This window comes from Nocardia blacklockiae, from assembly GCF_015477355.1.
GTDB classification, from domain to species: domain Bacteria; phylum Actinomycetota; class Actinomycetes; order Mycobacteriales; family Mycobacteriaceae; genus Nocardia; species Nocardia blacklockiae.
Genome location: NZ_JADLRJ010000009.1, coordinates 136,183 through 154,513 on the forward strand (window position 1 = coordinate 136,183; position 18,331 = coordinate 154,513).

At 68.1% G+C, this 18,331-nt stretch carries 14 protein-coding genes; 10 read left to right on the forward strand and 4 right to left on the reverse strand.

The features are described 5' to 3' along the window. Nucleotides 1-324 precede the first annotated feature (324 nt). A complete protein-coding gene (locus tag IU476_RS25490) occupies nucleotides 325-1,395 on the forward strand; it encodes a hypothetical protein (RefSeq protein ID WP_195104172.1) in 1,071 nt (356 codons plus the stop codon). Here IU476_RS25490 and IU476_RS25495 read toward each other — a convergent pair. Then, nucleotides 1,373-1,819, reverse strand: a complete 447-nt coding sequence (locus IU476_RS25495) for a hypothetical protein (RefSeq protein WP_195104174.1) — start codon at nucleotides 1,817-1,819, stop codon at nucleotides 1,373-1,375. The two genes, IU476_RS25490 and IU476_RS25495, sit on opposite strands and share 23 nt — an antisense overlap. Nucleotides 1,820-2,228: 409 nt before the next feature. On the opposite strand from IU476_RS25495, the gene IU476_RS25500 reads away from it, so the two are divergent. Both IU476_RS25500 and IU476_RS25505 read left to right on the forward strand, forming a co-directional pair. Beyond that, nucleotides 2,229-2,840, forward strand: a complete 612-nt coding sequence (locus tag IU476_RS25500) for a TetR/AcrR family transcriptional regulator (RefSeq protein WP_324194293.1) — start codon at nucleotides 2,229-2,231, stop codon at nucleotides 2,838-2,840. 14 nt (nucleotides 2,841-2,854) lie between these two features. Next, the gene (locus IU476_RS25505) at nucleotides 2,855-4,453 is read left to right on the forward strand and encodes an MDR family MFS transporter (RefSeq protein WP_195104175.1); all 1,599 of its coding nucleotides are present in this window, start codon (nucleotides 2,855-2,857) and stop codon (nucleotides 4,451-4,453) included. Between the two features lie 77 nt (nucleotides 4,454-4,530). On the opposite strand, the gene IU476_RS25510 is transcribed toward IU476_RS25505, so the two are convergent. Continuing rightward, on the reverse strand, nucleotides 4,531-5,292 hold the full coding sequence (locus tag IU476_RS25510; RefSeq protein ID WP_195104176.1) for a 3-hydroxyacyl-CoA dehydrogenase: 762 nt from the start codon (nucleotides 5,290-5,292) through the stop codon (nucleotides 4,531-4,533). Nucleotides 5,293-5,606: 314 nt separating this feature from the next. Beyond that, entirely contained in the window at nucleotides 5,607-6,038 is a 432-nt protein-coding gene (locus tag IU476_RS25515) for a type II toxin-antitoxin system Rv0910 family toxin (RefSeq protein WP_195104177.1), read from the reverse strand. Nucleotides 6,039-6,176: 138 nt separating this feature from the next. Between IU476_RS25515 and IU476_RS25520 the strand changes: the two genes are divergently transcribed. From IU476_RS25520 to IU476_RS25530, 3 genes are all read left to right on the forward strand, one after another. Beyond that, nucleotides 6,177-9,650 carry a protein kinase domain-containing protein gene (locus IU476_RS25520; protein WP_195104178.1) on the forward strand — a complete coding sequence of 1,158 codons (3,474 nt, stop codon included), beginning with the start codon at nucleotides 6,177-6,179 and terminating at the stop codon, nucleotides 9,648-9,650. 521 nt (nucleotides 9,651-10,171) lie between these two features. Further along, a complete protein-coding gene (locus IU476_RS36330; protein ID WP_228824344.1) occupies nucleotides 10,172-12,658 on the forward strand; it encodes an ABC transporter ATP-binding protein in 2,487 nt (828 codons plus the stop codon). Nucleotides 12,659-12,826: 168 nt separating this feature from the next. Then, nucleotides 12,827-13,603: an ABC transporter permease gene (locus tag IU476_RS25530; RefSeq protein ID WP_324194295.1), complete on the forward strand. Its 777-nt coding sequence runs from the start codon at nucleotides 12,827-12,829 to the stop codon at nucleotides 13,601-13,603. Here the strand turns inward: IU476_RS25530 and IU476_RS25535 are convergent, their stop codons facing one another. After that, nucleotides 13,604-14,035 carry a DoxX-related protein gene (locus IU476_RS25535; RefSeq protein ID WP_195104180.1) on the reverse strand — a complete coding sequence of 144 codons (432 nt, stop codon included), beginning with the start codon at nucleotides 14,033-14,035 and terminating at the stop codon, nucleotides 13,604-13,606. A gap of 98 nt (nucleotides 14,036-14,133) precedes the next feature. Between IU476_RS25535 and IU476_RS25540 the strand changes: the two genes are divergently transcribed. The 4 genes from IU476_RS25540 (at nucleotide 14,134) to IU476_RS25555 (ending at nucleotide 18,230) form a co-directional block, all read left to right on the forward strand. Beyond that, nucleotides 14,134-14,697, forward strand: coding sequence for a TetR/AcrR family transcriptional regulator (locus IU476_RS25540; protein WP_195104181.1), 564 nt, complete (start codon nucleotides 14,134-14,136; stop codon nucleotides 14,695-14,697). A 20-nt stretch (nucleotides 14,698-14,717) separates the two neighbouring features. Further along, the gene (locus IU476_RS25545; protein ID WP_324194297.1) at nucleotides 14,718-15,587 is read left to right on the forward strand and encodes a helix-turn-helix transcriptional regulator; all 870 of its coding nucleotides are present in this window, start codon (nucleotides 14,718-14,720) and stop codon (nucleotides 15,585-15,587) included. A gap of 39 nt (nucleotides 15,588-15,626) precedes the next feature. Next, a complete protein-coding gene (locus tag IU476_RS25550) occupies nucleotides 15,627-16,607 on the forward strand; it encodes a quinone oxidoreductase family protein (protein ID WP_228824317.1) in 981 nt (326 codons plus the stop codon). Between the two features lie 825 nt (nucleotides 16,608-17,432). Beyond that, a complete protein-coding gene (locus tag IU476_RS25555; protein ID WP_195104183.1) occupies nucleotides 17,433-18,230 on the forward strand; it encodes a hypothetical protein in 798 nt (265 codons plus the stop codon). Nucleotides 18,231-18,331 lie beyond the last annotated feature (101 nt).

An 18,331-nucleotide genomic window follows, 5' to 3' on the forward strand; every position in this document is an offset into this window, starting at 1 on the left:
TCGTAACTTTGCGCCCGTGCCGTACAACGCCGTCGACGGGCGACAATTGCGGTCCGCCATTGGTTAATCTACCGGACTTCGCTCGGCTTTTGACGCTCACGGCTCGGGAATTGGCAGTCGTTCTTCAGAGTGCCCGCCGTATTCCGTTGTGCAGGAAAAGGTTCGGGGCTATTCGCTGGTCGGGCGGCTATTCTGAAACCAGCAACGATGTGAATCACTCGCCGGATCACCGTCGTTGGGGGACATCGGCTGCCCGACGCACTGCACGCCACCCGGAACGCCTGGCGGTCGGTACGTCGGCCCTGCGTTGAAGGTGAGCTGCAGATGGAGCGCTTGTCGACGAAAGCACGGTTCAATCTACTCTGGATCCAGAGCAATGCCGAGAGTGCTGTCGCTTTGCTACTCGCGGTAACGATGAGCGTCCTCGGCATAGTCGATCTGATTCCGGCCGATCTGGTCAGCAAGGTCATACCGCTCACCCTCGGCGTCGTCGCCTTCGCCGTGCTGCGGGATCGGTGGCGGCAGGAGAGCGTGAACGCCGAAATCCAGAACACGGTGAACGCCACCGATGCCACTTTGCGCCGTTTGCACGAAAGGCTCGACCAAGTCATGGCGATGGACGGATTGCTGGTCAGCACCCAGCGTGCCCTGGACGGCCTCGCCGCCGTGCGATTCGCGATCGGGGAGGAGGTCACGGACGCGCTGGCGCGGGCACGGGCCGGCACGGACCGCTGGTTCTTCCGCGGCGGTACGGGCACCCACGCCCGGGTCGTGACCTTGCCGGATTGCTTCCGACAGGCGCAGGAAGGCAGGCGTGAGGTTCATGTGCGCATGGAAATCCTCGACCCGACAGATCTCGACGCGTGCAACCGGTACGCGAATTTGTACCGATCGCTGGCGTGGGGAAAGGAAGACGACGCGCATTCATGGACGGGCGAGGGCACCCGGATCGAACTGTACGCAACCATCCTCGCGGCTTGCTGGTTCAAGAAGCGCGCGGAAGGCCTGATGGAAATCGAGGTGGCCCTGACGTCGTCGGTCTCGATGTTCCGATGGGAGCTGTCGTCGAACTACCTCATCGTCACGCAGCGAGGGCCGAGATTCCCGGCAATGATCTTCGAGCGGGGTCGGCCCTTCTACGACTCCTGGGCGATCGAGTTGCGTACGAGTTTCAACGAAGCTCGCCGGGTGCCACTGGAGCGGGCCTGCACGATCTCGCTGCTGCCGGAACCGTCGGTCGAAGTCGTGCCGTCCCTGTTCCGCGCGCTCGGCCTGGACCTGCCCGACGACTACGGCGACGAGGAAATCCGCCTGATCATCGAGAAGGCCCTTCGGGACGACAATCCGTCACTGCGCGGCGCGGGTGACAACCTCACATTCCAACCGGTTCGATGACAGTTGGCGACGCCGTATTCTCCGACTCCTCCACGAGGCGCTGGAGAACCGCCGCCGCGAACTGTCGGGTTTTCGCGCGGGCGAAAGGTCGGCGTTCGGTTCGGTGGGTGCGGGGATGAGGCGCATCGAGTGAGATCAGGGAAAGGTCGCAGTGGCCGGCTCGTCCCTCGCCCAACGCGAGGGTCGCGGCATGACCGTGTGCCTCTGTCGTGTGGAAGACGCCCGCGGACAGCTCATAGGGTCGATCGTGTGGATACTGCTCGACCGTGGTGGTTCTCAGTCGGACGAGCCGACCGGTGGGCCGAATCTCGTCGATGTGAGAGCTGCTGTGAATTTCCACAACTCGGTGCGTAGCACCGGTTTCGGTGTCGGAGACGCTGAAGTTCCTATTCCGGACCGAGCCGTAGAGTACGTAACTGAGCATATGCCAACTGTGTGAATGTATCTCCGAGGTGGTCAGGCGTGGCTCGAACAACGTTGTGTCCCACGCGTGTACACATGCGCCGCGCTCTGCTTCTCGTGCCAATTTGAAGCAGACGAATCCTAGCGGGTGGCCTAGGGCCGGCACGTCCGAACGACCGTCAGCGATGTCGCTGAGAAGTTGCTTTGCGAGAGCAATTAGCGTGCCTTCGCGCATGGCGCAGCGAAGGGACTCGTAGGTCGGCACGAGCCAGAAGCGTAACTGGCGCTGTCCGAAAGGCTCTATCGACACGACGTTTCCGATGCGCGCGCGTGCCGCGGAGTAGCTTCGCCGTCGCTGCCCGACCACCCGTGCTCCACCTCACACCAACTTGCAGTTTCTGAAATATTTCAGTCTGTGCTAGATTTTCCCCGTGTCCGAGGGGAAGCGTGAGTTGGGGCTGCGGGAGCAGAAGAAGCGGCAGACGCGGCTGGAGCTGTGTATGGCCGCGCGGCGGCTGACGCTCGAGCGCGGGCTCGATGCCACCACCGCCGAGGATGTGGCGAAGGCCGTGGGCGTCTCGCCTCGGACGTTCTTCAACTATTACGAGACCAAGCTGGATGCGGTGGTCGGGCCGGTGGGGGAGATCGGTACCCCGGAGTCGCGGGCGGCGTTCGTCGCCGGCGGGCCGACCGGGGTGCTGATCGACGATCTCACCTGGATGTACGCCTCGGGTTACGAGCCCGACAGTGAAGTGCGGGAAAGCATTTCGCTGGTGGCGGAGATCATCAAGCAGGAGTCCCGGGTGCTGGCGGCGTTCGTGGCCGCCGGTGCGCGGCACGAACAAGCGCTGGGCGAACTGCTGTCGGCGCGGATGGGCTCGGATGTCTCGGCTCAATTCGCCGCGGTGACAGCGCATCTCATGTCCGCATTGAGTACTCGGGCGGCAATGTCGCTGGCGGACAACCCCGATAGATCGCTAGCCGAAGCTCTGCACGACCAATGTGACCTCGCCGCCCGCCTGTTCGATCGCGGGCGTCAGTAGAAGGAGACCGAACGATGACCACGACGGCCGACGCGTCGCCGCCCCCGATCGTCCTCACCCAGAAGCGCATGTGGCTGATCTTCTCCGCGCTCATCGCGGGCATGTTCCTGGCCAGCCTCGACCAGACCATCGTGGGCACCGCGATGCCGACCATCGTCGGCCAGCTCGGCGGTGTCTCCGAAATGGCCTGGACCGCAACGTCATACCTGCTCGCCACCACGATCGTGATGCCGATCTACGGCAAGTTCGGTGACCTGTTCGGGCGGCGGTGGCTGTTCCTGTTCGCGATCGGCGTGTTCACCGCGGCCTCCGTCGGCGCGGCGCTGTCGACCGGGTTCTGGGAGTTCATCGTGTTCCGCGGCCTGCAGGGCGTCGGCGGCGGTGGCCTGATGATCCTGGCGCAGGCCATCATCGCCGATGTGGTGCCGGCCAAGGACCGCGGCAAGTACATGGCCCCGATGGGCGCCGTCTTCGGCCTCACCTCGGTGGCCGGGCCGCTGCTCGGCGGGCTGTTCGCCGACCACCTCGGCTGGCAGTGGTGCTTCTGGATCAATGTGCCGATCGGCCTCGCGGCGATGGCAATCGCCTTCCGCTACTTGAGCATTCCGAGTCACCGGCCCACGACCAAGCCCGATTACCTAGGCGTCCTGCTGATGTCGTCGGCGACGGCGCTGCTCATCCTGATCACCGACTGGGGCGGCAAGCGGTATGCCTGGGACTCGACGACGATCGTGTCGATGATCGCGGCGCTGGTGCTGGTGGTGGCGGCGTTCATCGCGGTGGAGGCACGAGCCGAGGAGCCGATGCTGCCGCTGTGGCTGTTCCGCAATCGCAGCTTCGTGCTGACCTCGGCGATCGGCCTGGTGGTCGGCCTGGTGATGTTCGCGGCGCTGGCGTTCCTGCCGACCTACCTCCAAATGGCCACCGGCACTTCGGCTTCGGTCTCCGGTCTGCTGCTGATCCCGATGATGGTCGGCATGATGGCGACGCTGACGGCGTCCATGACCGCGATCACCCGCACCGGCCGCTACCGGGTCTACCCGCCGGTGGGTGCGTTGATCATGGTGTTCGGCATGTTGTGGCTGACGCGGTTGGACGCCGACACCTCGATGTGGGTGGTCGGGGCGATGCTGTTCGTGATGGGCGCCGGGCTCGGCCTGATCATGCAGGTGATCGTCCTGGTGGTGCAGAATGCGGTGCAGCCCAACCAGATCGGCACCGCCACCAGCGCCAACAACTACTTCCGCGAGATGGGCGGCGCGATCGGCGTGGCCGTCTTCGGGTCGATCTTCACCCACCGGCTCACCGACGGGCTGACCGAGGTGTTCAAGGAGCACTACCAGGAGGCGGCGCAGTCCGGGCTGCAACCCGGCGCGCTGGTGCCGTCGGCGGTCAAGCACCTGCCCGCGGGCCTGCACGACGCGATCGTCGGCGCCTACGTCGACGCGCTGGTCCCCGGGTTCTGGTACCTGATTCCCGGTGCGGCCGTGGCCTTCCTGCTCGCGTTGTTCATCCCGCACCTGAAGCTGTCGGACGAGGCCGGCATGGTCGCCCGCGGCGAAGCGGTGCTGGACGAAGGGGAGCCGGATACGGCGGTCGCCGCCGAGCGCTGATCCGGTTCGGAGAGTGCGAAGGCCCGGTCCGTGCAGGACCGGGCCTTCGAATTACCTTGCGGCGGAGCGTTTCCCGGTCAGCGCGGAGCCATGCGGATGGCGCCGTCCAGGCGGATGGTCTCACCGTTGAGCATCGGGTTCTCGACGATGTGGCGGGCCAGCGCGGCGTACTCGGTGGGGTTGCCCAGCCGGGACGGGTGCGGGACCTGGGCGCCGAGGGATTCGATGGCCTCGTCGGGCAGGGTCGCGAACAGCGGGGTGTGGAACAGGCCGGGCGCGATGGTGTTCACGCGAATCTTCAGGCTCGACAGGTCCCGGGCGATGGGCAGCGTCATGCCGACGATGCCGCCCTTGGAGGCGGAGTAGGCGGCCTGGCCGATCTGGCCGTCGAAGGCGGCGACCGAGGCGGTGTTGATGATGACGCCGCGCTCCTCGCCGACCGGCTCGGTCGCCGAGATGCGTTCGGCGGCAAGGCGGATGACGTTGAAGGTGCCGATCAGGTTGACGTTGACGACCTTGGTGAAGTCGGCGAGCGGGAAGGCGCCCTTCTTGCTCACGGTCTTGATCGCGTTGCCGATGCCGGCGCAGTTCACCGCGATGCGCAGCGCGCCCAGGGTCTGTGCGGCGTCGAGGGCGGCGGTCACCTGCTCCTCGTTGGTGACGTCGGCGGCCGCGAACACCACGCTCTCGCCGAGTTCCTTGGCGATGGCCTCGCCGTCGGAGGACGGCAGGTCGATGATGACCACCTTCGCGCCCTGGCCGTGCAGCTCCCGCACGGTGGCCAGGCCCAGCCCGGAGGCGCCGCCGGTCACCACGGCGACGGCGTTGTTGATCTGCATGAGACCTTCCCTTCTGTCTGCGTCCGCGCAAGATTAACCGGCGGGCGCTCGCTAAGTAAATAGCGGTTCGCACTGGCTCGGGTACCTCTGTGCGCGTGAGAGCTGCGCTGTGACCTCCTATCGCACGAGGTAGAAGCCGAAAACGCAGCGCTGCGCACGTGCTGCACCGGGCGGTGATGTTCTACTGAGTTCGCCGAGTCCCAGCACTCTTCTCTAACTGAAACATGTTACAGTTTCCGAGGAGGGACGCCAAACTCGGCGCACGAAGAAGCCGGACGCCACGTCGGGGACGCGGCATCCGGCCGAACGAGAACTCAGGCGTACAGCTCGACGAAGCGATCGAGGGACCGGTTGATGTCGCCCTTCAGCGCGCGGGCCACCCCCGCGCCGATCGGGCCGAACAAGGGCCGGCCGCCCAGCTCGATGTCGACGCTGACCTGCGAGCCGTCGCCCCTGGGAGCGACGCGCAATTCCAGCCCGAACTTGGAGCCCCCCTTGCCGGAACCGCTCAGCACCAGACGTTTCGGCGGTTCGGCCGTGCGCACGGTCCAGCGCACGCGGTTGCGCAGGCCCTTCACCGAGGCGATGCCGACCAGTTCGGTGCCGGCGGTCAGCTCCTGCGGGACCTCGCCCCGCCACGCCTCGTGCATGAGCAACCACCGGTCCAGCTCGCGGAGATCGGCCGCATGCGCCCACGCCCGATCGGGGGAGATCGGAACGTCGACCGAAACCTTCAGATTAGCCACGCGAGCATGCTAACCACTGCCGTCCGGCGCGGCGTCCGGGCCGAGGTCGCGGCGACAGTCAGGCAACAAGGGGCTACCGGCGGGGCGTGGCGGGAATATCCTCGTAGGTAACCGGTCGGATGTTGTCTCGAGGTCGCCGTGGTGTTCAACGATCCACTCTCCACGCAACGCGACCTGATCTCGGGTTTCGCGGCGGAGCTGGATGCCGCCGGTTTCACGGGGGCCACCGAGATCGGTAGCGGCGGTTTCGGGGTCGTCTACCGGTGTTTACAGCCGGCGCTGGAACGCACGGTGGCGGTCAAGGTGCTCACGGCCGATCTGGAATCCGAGCACTTGGAACGCTTCGTCCGCGAACAGCTGGCGATGGGCAAGCTGTCCGGACATCCCAATATCGTCAGCGTGTTCGAGGTGGGCTCGACCGCGACCGGGCGGCCGTTCATCGTGATGCAGCATCAGCCGCACGGGTCGCTGGACGCCCGCATCCAGGACTACGGACCGCTCGAGTGGCAGGACGCGGTGCGCATCGGGGTGAAGATCGCCGGGGCGCTCGAGACGGCGCACCGGCTCGGCATGCTGCACCGGGATGTGAAGCCGGGCAACATCCTGCTCGACGAATACGGCGAACCGCAGCTGGCCGATTTCGGAATCGCCCGGCTGACAGGGGGTTTCGTGACCACGGCAGGCACCGTTACCGGGTCGCCCGCCTTCACCGCGCCGGAGGTCCTGCAGGGGCACACGCCGGACGCCACGGCCGACGTGTACGGGCTGGCGTCGACATTGTTCTGTGCCGCAACGGGTCACGCGGTCTTCGAGCGGCGCAGCGGCGAGCAACTGGTGGCGCAGTTCCTGCGCATCACCAGACAGCCGACGCCGGAACTCGGCGACGCCGGGCTGCCGCCGGACGTGACCGCGGTGATCGAGCGGGCCATGTCCCGCGAACGCGACCAAAGGCCCTCCACCGCCGCGGAATTCGGTGAGCTGCTGCGCGAGGTGCAACAGCGGCACGGGCTCGCGCCCGACGATCTGCCGATTCCGCTGCCGCCCGCGGAGCCCGCCACTCCCCGGTCTTCCACGGCGGCAACGGGTTCCGGGTGGCGGGCCGGGTCGCAGTCGAACACCACCCGCACGCCCACTCCGCCGGTGGCCGCGACCCGGTTGCGCCCGCCGGTGCCCGCGCGGACGCTGGTGGCGCGGGAGCGGCTGCTCGAGGTGCTGCGGCAGGGCCGGGACCGGCGGCTGACCGTCATCCACGGCCCCGCGGGTTTCGGCAAGACCACGCTGGCCGCGCAGTGGTGCGAGGTGCTGAGCGCCGAGTCGATCGCCGTGGCGTGGCTGACCGTGGATCACGACGACAACACCCTCATCTGGTTCCTGTCGCATCTGATCGACGCGATCCGGGTGGTGCGGCCCGGGCTGGCGCGCGAACTCGGCGAACTGCTCGAGGAACACGGCGAGGAGTCGGAGCGGTATGTGCTCACCTCGCTGATCAACGACATCGACCGGCGCGGTGAGGATCTGGTCGTGGTGATCGACGACTGGCATTGCGTGAGCGCGGACGCCGTTTCCGGTGCGTTGCGGTTCCTGCTCGAAAATTGCAGTCCGGCACTGCATCTGGTGGTGGCGAGTCGTCATCGCGCCGGGTTGCCGATGGTATCGCTGCGGGCGCGCGACGAGCTGGTCGAGATCGACACGGCCGCACTGCGGTTCGACGTCGAGGAGGCCTGGGAGTTCCTGGTCGAGCTCGGCGGGCTGGCGCTGGATCGCGGCGACATCGAGGATCTCGTCGAATCGACCGAGGGCTGGGTGGCGGCGCTGCAGCTGGCCGCGCTGTCGCTGCGCGGCAGCGACGATCCGGGGTCGCTGATCGGCCATCTGTCCGGACGGCACCACGCCATCGGCGAATTCCTCGTCGAGAACGTGCTCGACACACTGGAACCCGGGATGCTCGAATTCCTGGTCTCCACCGCGATCACCGAACGCACCTGCGGCGAGCTGGCCGCCGCGCTGACCGGCGCGGCCGACGGGCAGGAGCTGCTGGAGCAGGTCGAGCAGCAGGATCTGTTCCTGCGCCGGCTCGACGACGGGCGGTGGTTTCGATACCACCACCTGTTCCAGGACTTTCTACGGCAGCGGCTGGAACAGCAAGGCCCGCAACGCATTGCCGAATTGCACCGGGCCGCGTCGGACTGGTTCGCGGCGCATCGGCACGTCAGCGAGGCGGTCGATCACGCGCTGCTGGCCGGTGACGAGGGGCGGGCGGTGGAGATCGTCGAGCGGGACGGGATGGCGCTGCTCGAGTACGGGCAGATGGGCAGCCTGATCGGGTTGGTCGGGAAGTTGCCGGCGCGGGCGGTGGAGACGCGTCCGCGGCTGCAGTTGGATCTGGCGTGGGCCAATATTCTGTTGCATCGCGCGGAGTCGGCCGAGCGGGCGCTGTGGCTGGTCGAACAGCAGCTCGGCGGGGCCGACGGCGACGAGTCGGTGAACCTGCGCGCCGAGGCGGCCGTGGTGCGGGCGGTGGTGGCGGTGCGCGCGGACGTGCTGGGCGGTGTAGAGGAACTGCTGGCACCGTGTTTCGCTCGGGCGGAACAACTTTCGCCGTATGTGGTGGCGATCGCCGCCAACGTCGCCACGCTCGCCGCCGGATACCGCTGTGATTTCGACGAAGCGCTGCGACTACAGGAGTGGTCGCTGCCGTACATGCGGCGGAACAAGGGGTATTACAACAACATTCACGGTCTGTGCTTCATGGGGCTGGCGGCGAGTCTGCGGCTGGACATCGCCCGGGCCGAGCAGTACTTCCGGCGGGCGTTGAAGGCGGCCAAGCAATCCGGGGGCACGCACTCCTACGGGGCGCGGCTGGCGGGCTCGCTGCTGGGGGAACTGCTCTACGAGCGCGGCGAGATCGCCGAGGCCGAGCGCTTGCTGGACGAGGGGTACAAGCTCGGGCCCGAGGCGGGGGTGGTCGATTTCAAACTCGCGCGGTATGTGGTCGGGGCGCGGATCAAGGCGCTGGTCGGCGACCGTGCGGCGGCGATCCGGCGGCTCAACGAGGGAGCCCGGATCGCGCGGTCGATGGCGTTGCCGCGGCTGGCCGCCGAGGTGGAGAACGAGCGGCTGCGGCTTGGCCTGCCGCCGCATCCGGAGTTCGGGCCGCTGCCGGTGGTGGAGTACGACCACCGCCGCGAACCGGTCGACGCGATCGACGAATTCACCGTGCTGTACGAGGAATTCACCGCGATCCGTCTCCTGCTCGCCGCCGCGGACCCGGAGCGCACCGCCCTGGCCTGCCGCTGGGCGCAGGAATGGGTGGACCGGCTGGAAACCCTCGACCGCCCCCGCGAGCTGCTGAAGGCCCGCCGCCTACTCATCGCCTGCCTCGCCGCCGCCGGCCGCGCCGAGGAAGCCAAGTCCCTCCTCGCCAAGGTCTGCGCCCAGTGCGCCGAATCCGGCTCCGTCCGTTACGTACTCGACGGCGGGCCGCACGTGGTGCACACCCTGGCAGCCCTCCACGCCGATCAGGAGGCTGGGCGCTGGGATCCGGACTGGCCGCACGTGCCACCGGATTTCCTCGCCGCGTTGGTCGAAGGGCAGGCGGCTCAGCGGATTTAGGGCGTGGCTACATGGTGTGGGACATGACGCGCGTGGTGTGGGGCGTGGGCGGAAGCGTTGTGCACGGGGCGCGAGGCACGTTGTGTGGGCATGGGACGTGAGGCGCGGGGCGCGAGGCGTGCGGCGCGATGCGTGCGGCGCGAGGCGCGAGGCGCTAGGCGCGAGGCACGAGGCACGATGCGTGCGGCGCGATGCGTGCGGCGCGAGGCACGAGGCACGAGGCACGAGGCACGAGGCACGAGGCACGAGGCACGAGGCACGAGGCACGAGGCACATTGTGGTTAGCACATGGCAGTCGGTGTCGGTCGGCGGATGCGCCTTGTAAGTCGCTGCGGCGCGGACTGCGCTCGAGGGGTGGCCGGATGACTGTGATCGGTCGGCCTCTGGGTCGAGGGTCGACGGGAGCCGACCGTGCGATGAGTCTGTCGCGTGTCGCAACACTCGCGCGCCGCCGCGGCCGCTTCTCGATGGTTGGCGGTTGGACTCTGATGGTCGGTCGGGGATGTGTATTGCCCCTAGATATGCGCGGGTTGGGTGGGGGTGGGGCTGCGGTTTCGGCGGTGGTGCGGCATGGTGGGGCCGTGCACAGGATCGTCCTCGAGCAAGTCGGCGTGGTCTTCGGTGGGCGCACGCTGTTCAGCGGCATCGACCTGGCTGTCGCGGCCGGGAGGTGCACGGCCGTGGTGGGGCCGAGCGGGGTCGGGAAGACCACGCTGTTGCGGCTGCTCAATCGGCTGAGTGAACCCTCGGAGGGACGGATACTCCTCGACGGCGTCCCGATCCACGAACTCGAGGTGCTGGAACTGCGGCGTCGGGTCGGGCTCGTGCCGCAGCAGCCGGTGCTGCTCACCGACGTGGTGGTCGACGAGATCCGCGTGGGACGGCCCACGCTGACGGACGAAGAGGTCCGGGCACTGCTGCACCGAGTCGGGCTGGCCGAGACCTTCCTGCACCGGCGCTGCGCCGAACTGTCCGGTGGCGAGGCGCAACGGGTCTGCCTCGCCCGCGCCTTGGCCGTCGCCCCCGAGGTGCTCCTCCTCGACGAGCCGACTTCCGCCTTGGACGAGGCCGCCGCCGCGGTAATCGGCGACGTCGTCCGAGACCACTGCCGAGCCGGCGGCACCGCCGTCCTGGTCAGCCACGACAGCATCTTCACCGGCACGGTCGCCGACGACATCCTCCTACTGGAGGGCGGCCACCTAGCCCCCCTCGGCTCGCTGGACGTCACCCCACCCGCCTCCTACACCACAACGCCCCCCACCGAAGAACAATCTCCCGAGCCCCCACCAGGGGAAACCCGCTCTCCCGACACCGCCACGCCATCGCAAGAGTCGGCCCTGCCGCAGCAAGATTCACCGACCTCGCAGCATGTACCGGTAGCGCCGCCCCGGGGCTCAGGCGTGCCGCCGCGGGACTCCCCCGTATTGCCGCAGGACCAAGCAGAGTCGGTCCAGCGTCCGGCCGTGCCGCCGCGCGGACAGTCACAACCGCCGCAAGGTCCGGTAGCGCCACCGCACCAGCAGGCAGTGCCGCCGCAGAATCCACCAACCTCGTTGCACGAGTGGGCAGTTCCGTCGCCGAGTCGACCAGCTCAGTCGCCGGGTCCAGCAAACGCGCCGTCAGGCCCACCTGCCTCACCACCGGGGCGGAGGTTCTCGCCGTCAGCTCCACCGGTTCCACCGCCCGGGCAAAGAGTTTCGTCACAAGCTCCACCGGTTCCGTCGCGGGGAGAGGTGGTGCCGCCGCAGGGCCCATCGGTCCCGCCGCAAAATCCGGCCTTGCCGCCGCAGAGTCAACCAGCGCTTTCGTCGCAAGGACCGGCGGAGCTGCCGCAGAATCCACCGAATCCGCAGGGATGGGCCGTGCCGCCACAAGGTGGCCCGGTTGGGCCGCAAGGACCTGCGTCGCAGCCTCAGGGGCCGGCGCGGTCGTCGAAGGGGCGGTTCGGTAAGTGGTGGCGGCGCAACTCGGGCGGGAAAAGCGCTGTGCCGCCGCCTGATTCAGCCGGACCACAGCAGGGCTGGCAGGGTTTGCGACAGGCGCCCACCGCAGGTGGCACGACGCCACCAGCACAAGGCCCGTCGCAAGGTTGGCCGGGTGCGGCGTTGTCGCCGACTCCCGATGGGGCGTCCACCATGCCGCCCTTCGGTCCGACGGGTCCGCAAGGTCCACAGGGCCCGGCTCGACCACCGACTGCGGGTGAGACTCCCACCCGGCCGCCTTCTGCTCCGATGGGGCCGCACCACGGTCAGCCGAACGAATTTCAGCCGCCGGTTCCCGGGGGACCACGTCCATCCCCGCAACGGAGTTCGAGGGCACCGCAGCGTGATTCGGCGAGATCATCGCAGGACCCGGTGGGACCAACGCCGGGCTGGCCTGGCGCTGCGCTGTCACCGACCGCCGGTGAAGCGCCCGCCGCGCCACCCTCCGGTCCGGTAGGTCCGCACGACCAGCGAGGCGGACCCTGGCCTCCGACCGTGGATGGCACGAACGCTGTGCCGCCTGCGGGGTCGGCGGGGCCGCAGGACGAGCGAGGTGGAACCTGGCCGGGTGCGGATTTGTCTCCAACTGCGCGTGGAGAAACCGCTGAGCCGCAGGGGAATTCATGGCCCGGTCGTGGCGAGGCGGGTTCGCTGGATCAGGATGGTGCGGCGTCACCGGTCCCGGGATCGCCGGTCGGAGGCGACGAGGGGCGTGCGCGAGGTGGCGAAGGGCGCTCTGCTGCAGTGTCTTCGGGGACGGAAGGGCGTCAGCATGCGCCCGGACAGGATGATTCGGCGGCCGAGACTGTGGGTGGGAGTTCTGTTGCGCCGCAGGAGGTTGCGGGTTCGCAGCGAAGTGCGAAGGCGATGGATCGCGAGGACGCGGCGGAAGACGCCGAGCGCGCGGCGGGGTCGTCTGGGGCGGGGGTGCCGTGGGATCGGTCCGGGGGCGGGCGACCAGGCGAGGTGGGGGAAACCCCGTCTGGGTCGGGGCGGGCGCCGTGGGATCGGACGGGAGGCCGGTGAGTTGGTCGTCGTGGGATCGGACGGGCCCGGTGAGTTGGTCGTCGTGGGATCGGACGGGCACGGTGAGCTGGTCGTCGTGGGATCGCACGGGCCCGGTGCGTCGGTCGTCGTGCGATCGGACGGAGCTGGTGAGCTGGTCGACGAGTGGCGGGAAGAATGGATAAAACAGTGACAGAAGGTCTTTCGGTGCCGGACTGGCCGGGGGTGGCGGTGTCGCTGCTGTTGGTCGGGGTGGCGGCGGTTATCGCTTATCGGCAGCGATTGCGGCTCACGGGAGAGATGGTGGTTGCGGCCGTGCGGGCGGCGGTGCAGTTGATCGCCGTCGGCGCGGTGTTGCTGGTGTTGTTCCGGCACACCGGGTTGTGGGGTGCGCTCGGGTGGGTGGTGCTGATGGTGGTGATCGCCGGACAGGTGGCGGGGCGGCGCGGAGCCGGTGTGCCGCAGGCGATCCGGGCCGCGACGGCCGGTGTCGCCTTCGGTACCGCCGTGACGCTGGGCGCGCTGATTCTGCTCGGCGTGATCTCGACGCAGGCGCGGGTGGTGGTGCCGGTGGGCGGCATGATCGTGGCGGGCGCGATGCAGGCCACCGGGCTGGCGTTGCGTCGCGTGCACGAGGACGCGCGTGCCGCGCGCACGGCCGTCGAGGCGCGGCTGTGTCTGGGATTGCCTGCGCGCGAAGCGTTTCTGCCGTATCGGCGGTCGGCGCTGCGCACCGCGCTGGTCCCGGCGATCGACTCGACGAAGGTGGTCGGCCTGATCAGCCTGCCGGGCGCGATGACCGGGCTCATTCTCGCGGGCGTCGAGCCGCTGACCGCCATTCGCTACCAGATCGTCGTCATGTACATGCTGCTCGCCGCGGCGGCACTGGCGGCCTTGGCCGCGAGCCGCGTCGCCGAACGCGGACTGTTCGACGACGCGCAGCGGTTGGTGCCGTTGCCCGCTTGATCAGAAGGCCGCCAGCACGCACGCGCCCAGGAAGATCACCTGCACCAGCGTGCGCAGCGGCAGCGGCATGGTCTTGATGCCGAGGTCGGCGCGCGCGGCGCGGACGTTGGCCGGGAACATGGTGAGCAGCAGCACCGCCAGCAGCGCGGCGGCGACCGGCGCGACCGGCGGAATCAGCAGACCCACCGCACCCGCGGCCTCGAAAACGCCTGTCAGCGTGACCAATCCGGCCGCGGCGGGCAGGCGCGGCGGCACCATGGCGATCAGCGCGTCCCGCCGCGGCTGCAGGAAGTGCGCGCTCGCGGTGAGCAGGAACATGGCGGCCAGACCGAGGCGCGCGGCGTGCGGCCAGGAATCGAGCCAGTCGACCGCGAGCCAGCCGAGCAGGCGGGTGACTCCGGTGACGACGACGAGAACGATGAGCGGTGCCATCGGGGGCTCCTGAGGGGTTCGAGCCAATCTTGACACTGGCTAGATTAAGCACATGCCAGGAACTTGTCAATGTCTAGATTCTGCGCGACCATCGAGACGTGACCAAGACCGCCTACCACCACGGCGACCTGCGCTCCACACTGCTGCGGGCCGCGGCCGAACAGATCGCCACCGAGGGCGTCGACGCGGTATCCCTGCGCGCCCTCGCCCAGCGCGCGGGTGTCTCCCACGCCGCGCCCGCTCACCACTTCGGCAACCGCCAGGGGTTGCTGACCGCCCTCGCCATCGAGGGCTTCGAACTGCTCGCGGCCGAATTGCGCTCCGCCGCCGGTGATTTCCGCGAGGTGGCGATCGCCTACATCCGCTTCGCCCGCCGCCACCCCGGCCACTTCGACGTGATGTTCCGCCGCGACCTGCTGCGCGGCGACGACGAACAGCTCGCCGCCGCCCGCGCCCGCTCGGGTGCGGAGCTGAGCTCCGGCGTCACCCAGCTGGCCGTGAGCCCGGACGGCCGCCGCGCGGCCCAGCTGGCGGCCTGGTCCCTGGTGCACGGCTTCGCCTCGCTGTGGCGCGAAGGCGCGCTGGAGGGCTCGCAGCTCGGCGGCGACGACCCGGAGGAGGTGGCGCGGCGGATGGTCGCGGCGATCGAGTTCACCGGCTGAGCACGGCCTATCGTGGAACGGTGAGCACCGCCATGAACCATGCCGTCCGCGATCGTCGCCGGGAGGAGCTGCGGGAATTCCTGCGCAGCCGCCGCGAGCGGTTGACGCCTGCGGCGGTGGGGCTGCCCGAGGCCGGTCGGCGGCGGACGCCGGGGTTGCGGCGCGAGGAGGTCGCGGTGCTGGCCGGGGTGGGGGTGTCCTGGTACACGTGGCTCGAGCAGGGGCGGGACATCAAGGTCTCCGACGACGTGCTCGACGCGGTGGCGCGGGCCCTGCTGCTCGACGAGGTCGAACGCGTCCACCTGTATCGGCTGGCCGGGCTGAACCCGCCGCAGCGGCCGGCCGTGCCGTCGGTGCCGGCCTCGCCGCAGATGCTGCGCCTGCTGGAGAGCTGGGCTCCGCGGCCGGGTTACATCCGTGACCGGCATTGGCACTTCACGGCCGTCAACGAGGCGGCGCGGCTGGTCTTCGGCTACGGCGACACCGACCACAACTGCCTGGTCTCGTTCTTCACCAACGCCCGGTTCCGGGTGCTGCACCGGAATTGGGACGAGGTTGCCGCCGCGGTGGCCGCCAGCTTCCGCGCCGACGCCGCCCGCTACCCCGACGATCCCGAATTCGACCGCATCGCAACCGATCTCGCGCAGGTCAGCTCAGAGTTCGCGGAACTGTGGGACCGTCACGACGCGGCCGAGCACGCGACGGCGATCAAGGCGGTGGACCACCCCGAAGTCGGGCTGATGGTCTTCGAGGCGACCCTGTTCCCGCTGCCCGACCATCCCGGGCACCACCTCATCCTGCACAACCCCGCACCCGACACCGACACCGCCGCCCGGCTCGACCGATTGCTGCGCGCGCATCCTGGTGTTGCCACACCCACGATGAGCTGACACTGCCTCTCGCGTCGCCGTCGCCGCAGGATCAATGCCATGAGCGACACAGTGCAGATGACAGCGATCACCATCCCCTCCTTCGGCGCCGCCGAGGTGCTGCGGGAAGCCGTTGTCCCCGTTCCCGATCCGGGACCGGGGCAAGTTGCCGTCGACGTGGCCTACGCCGGCGCCAACTTCGCGGAAATCCTCTATCGGCAAGGCGTGGTCGACGTACCGCTGCCGTTCGTGCCGGGCATCGAGGTCTCCGGACATGTGCGGGCGGTCGGGCCCGGCGTGACGGGTCTGACCGTGGGGCAGCCGGTGGCCGCGCTGACCATCGTCGGCAGCGGCGGGTACGCCGAGGTGGTGGTCACCGCCGCGGAGCTGGTCGTGCCGATCGACGAGCGGGCGCTGTCGTTGGCGACCGCCGCCGCGCTGCCCTCCAACAGCACCACGGCGTTCCTGGTCCTCGACCGCGTCGCCCGCATCGAGCCGGGTGAGAGCGTGCTGGTGCACGCGGCGGCCGGTGGTGTCGGCAGCCAGCTCGGCCAGGCGGCGCGGCTGCTGGGGGCGGGGCGCGTGGTCGGCACCGTGGGCAGCCCGGCCAAGATCGATACGGCGCGATCGTTCGGCTACGACGAGGTGATCCTGCGCGAAAACCTCGCCGCGGCTGGCGAATTCGACATCGTGGTCGACATGGTCGGCGGCCCCGCCCGCCGCGCCGGCTTGGACCGGCTCGCGCCGATGGGCCGAATGGTGGTGATGGGCAACGCTTCCGGCGCCGAGGACGTCGGCATCTCGTCCAACGAACTGTGGTTCACCAACAAGACCGTCTCCGGATTCAACCTGGCCGCCTTCGCCGCGCTCCACCCCGCCGCGACGGGTGCCGCGCTACGCCGGGCGGTCACCGCCGCCGCGAGTGGGGACCTGCGCGTTCAGGTCGAGACGCTGCCTCTGCGAGGTGCGGTCGAAGCCCACCGGCGTATCGAATCCGGCTCGACCACAGGGAAATTGGTGCTCGAGATTGCGGCCGCATGACCCCCGCCTCGCAGCACGCGCGCCCTCGTTGCGAGGGTGTGGGTGGGGTCCGCACCGGGCCACTCCCCGGTGTGGGGAGGGTGTTCTTTTCGAATTTCCGGCGGGTGCGACTAACCTGGTGTGCAAGCTGATGCATTCCTTCATGTCGGGACGCTGGCGGGCAAGATGGACAATTGTTCTATCAGCGTGGACGTTGGTAGCAGCATATTCATGCTGAGCTTTATCAATTGAAAGGGAGAGGACGACAACCTTGAATCCGACACCCAGTTCGTCTGCATCGTCGGGCCAAGATTCCTCTTCCCTGCACATAAACTCGGATGGTTTGGCTCCCCTCGCGTCGGAAACGGGAGAGACGGGGCAAGGAACGTCGCCTTTGCACGTGAAGGCGGATCGTCTGGCTCCTCTTGCGTCGGCGACGGGAGGGACAGAGCAAGGAACGTCTTCGCTGCATATAAACCCGGGTGGTCTGGCCCCTCTCGCGTCGGCAACGGGAGGGACAGAGCAAGGAACGTCTTCGCTGCACATCAACCCGGACGGTTTGGCTCCTCTCGCGTCGGCAACGGGAGAAACGGGACAAGGAACGTCGCCTTTGCACGTGAAGGCGGATGGTCTGGCTCCTCTCGCGTCGGCAACGGCAGGAACAGGGCAAGGAACGTCCGGCACGCACATAAATGACGGAATCTGGATCGGTGGGGAGTACCGAGATCTGACGGCGCGCATCCCGGCCGCGCACGGCCAAGGTTTTCTTTTCAGCCCAACACGATGCCGCGAGAATTGCAGTCCTGGTACGGAAAGCTGGCCAGTCTGATAGGAAATATTTGGCACATGTTCGGAGATCCGGACAGTGCGGGGTCACCACCGCAAACCACGATCCCGTCACAGGTCGATGCGGTGCCCGAATTGGCCGGGACAACCGCGCAACAGTACGGTTCTCTTGCTCAGCAGTTGAAAACGGACCTGGACTACTTCGTCCACAACGAGAACTTGGTGGCAGGCCTGGTCGTGGAAGGCAAGGAAAATATTGCGAAGGGACGAAAAGCCGTCCTCGATCTCGTCGACAGCATCAATGGTTCCATGTCGACGTCGGCAGGGGTTCCTGCGATGTACCAGACGATCGACAACGCAATCACCTCCGCCAACACGACTCTCACTTCGTATCTGAACGATCAACGCCAGATCGCCGAGAAAGTTCATCCAATCGCAGTCCAGGAGTCGTCGTCAGGCGCAGGGCCGGAAACGTCGCCCATGCATATAAGCGCGGATGGTTTGGCTCCTCTCGCTAGTGTGGCAGGGGAGACGGGGCAGGAAGCGTCGCCGATGCATATAGGTGCGGATGGTTTGGCTCCTCTTGCCAGGGTGGCGGGGGAGACGGGGCAGGAGACGTCGCCCATGCATATAAGCGCGGATGGTTTGGCTCCTCTTGCTAGTGCGGCGGGGGAGACGGGGCAGGAAGCGTCGCCGATGCATATAGGTGCGGATGGTTTGGCTCCTCTTGCTAGTGCGGCGGGGGAGACAGGGCAGGAAACGTCCCCCATACACATAAGCGCGGACGGTCTCGCTCCCCTCACGCGGGCAACAGAGCAAGAAACGCCCACTCCACGCACACCATGGAGTGCTCGGTGACTGTCACGAGAGACGGTAACCGTCCTAGCTCGTCGTGATCACCCACGAGTCGCGGTGCGCCGGACATGTGGCTGGCCGAAGGTGAATTCCTGAACCGGTTG

Excerpts from the sequence above, each read along its gene's own strand:
- IU476_RS25505 (WP_195104175.1), top strand. The coding sequence starts at position 2,855 with ATGACCACGACGGCCGACGCGTCGCCGCCCCCGATCGTCCTCACCCAG.
- IU476_RS25555 (WP_195104183.1), top strand. The coding sequence starts at position 17,433 with ATGTTCGGAGATCCGGACAGTGCGGGGTCACCACCGCAAACCACGATC.
- IU476_RS25535 (WP_195104180.1), bottom strand. The coding sequence starts at position 14,035 with ATGGCACCGCTCATCGTTCTCGTCGTCGTCACCGGAGTCACCCGCCTG.
- IU476_RS25510 (WP_195104176.1), bottom strand. The coding sequence starts at position 5,292 with ATGCAGATCAACAACGCCGTCGCCGTGGTGACCGGCGGCGCCTCCGGG.
- IU476_RS36330 (WP_228824344.1), top strand. The coding sequence starts at position 10,172 with ATGCGCGGGTTGGGTGGGGGTGGGGCTGCGGTTTCGGCGGTGGTGCGG.
- IU476_RS25490 (WP_195104172.1), top strand. The coding sequence starts at position 325 with ATGGAGCGCTTGTCGACGAAAGCACGGTTCAATCTACTCTGGATCCAG.
- IU476_RS25495 (WP_195104174.1), bottom strand. The coding sequence starts at position 1,819 with ATGCTCAGTTACGTACTCTACGGCTCGGTCCGGAATAGGAACTTCAGC.
- IU476_RS25550 (WP_228824317.1), top strand. The coding sequence starts at position 15,627 with ATGAGCGACACAGTGCAGATGACAGCGATCACCATCCCCTCCTTCGGC.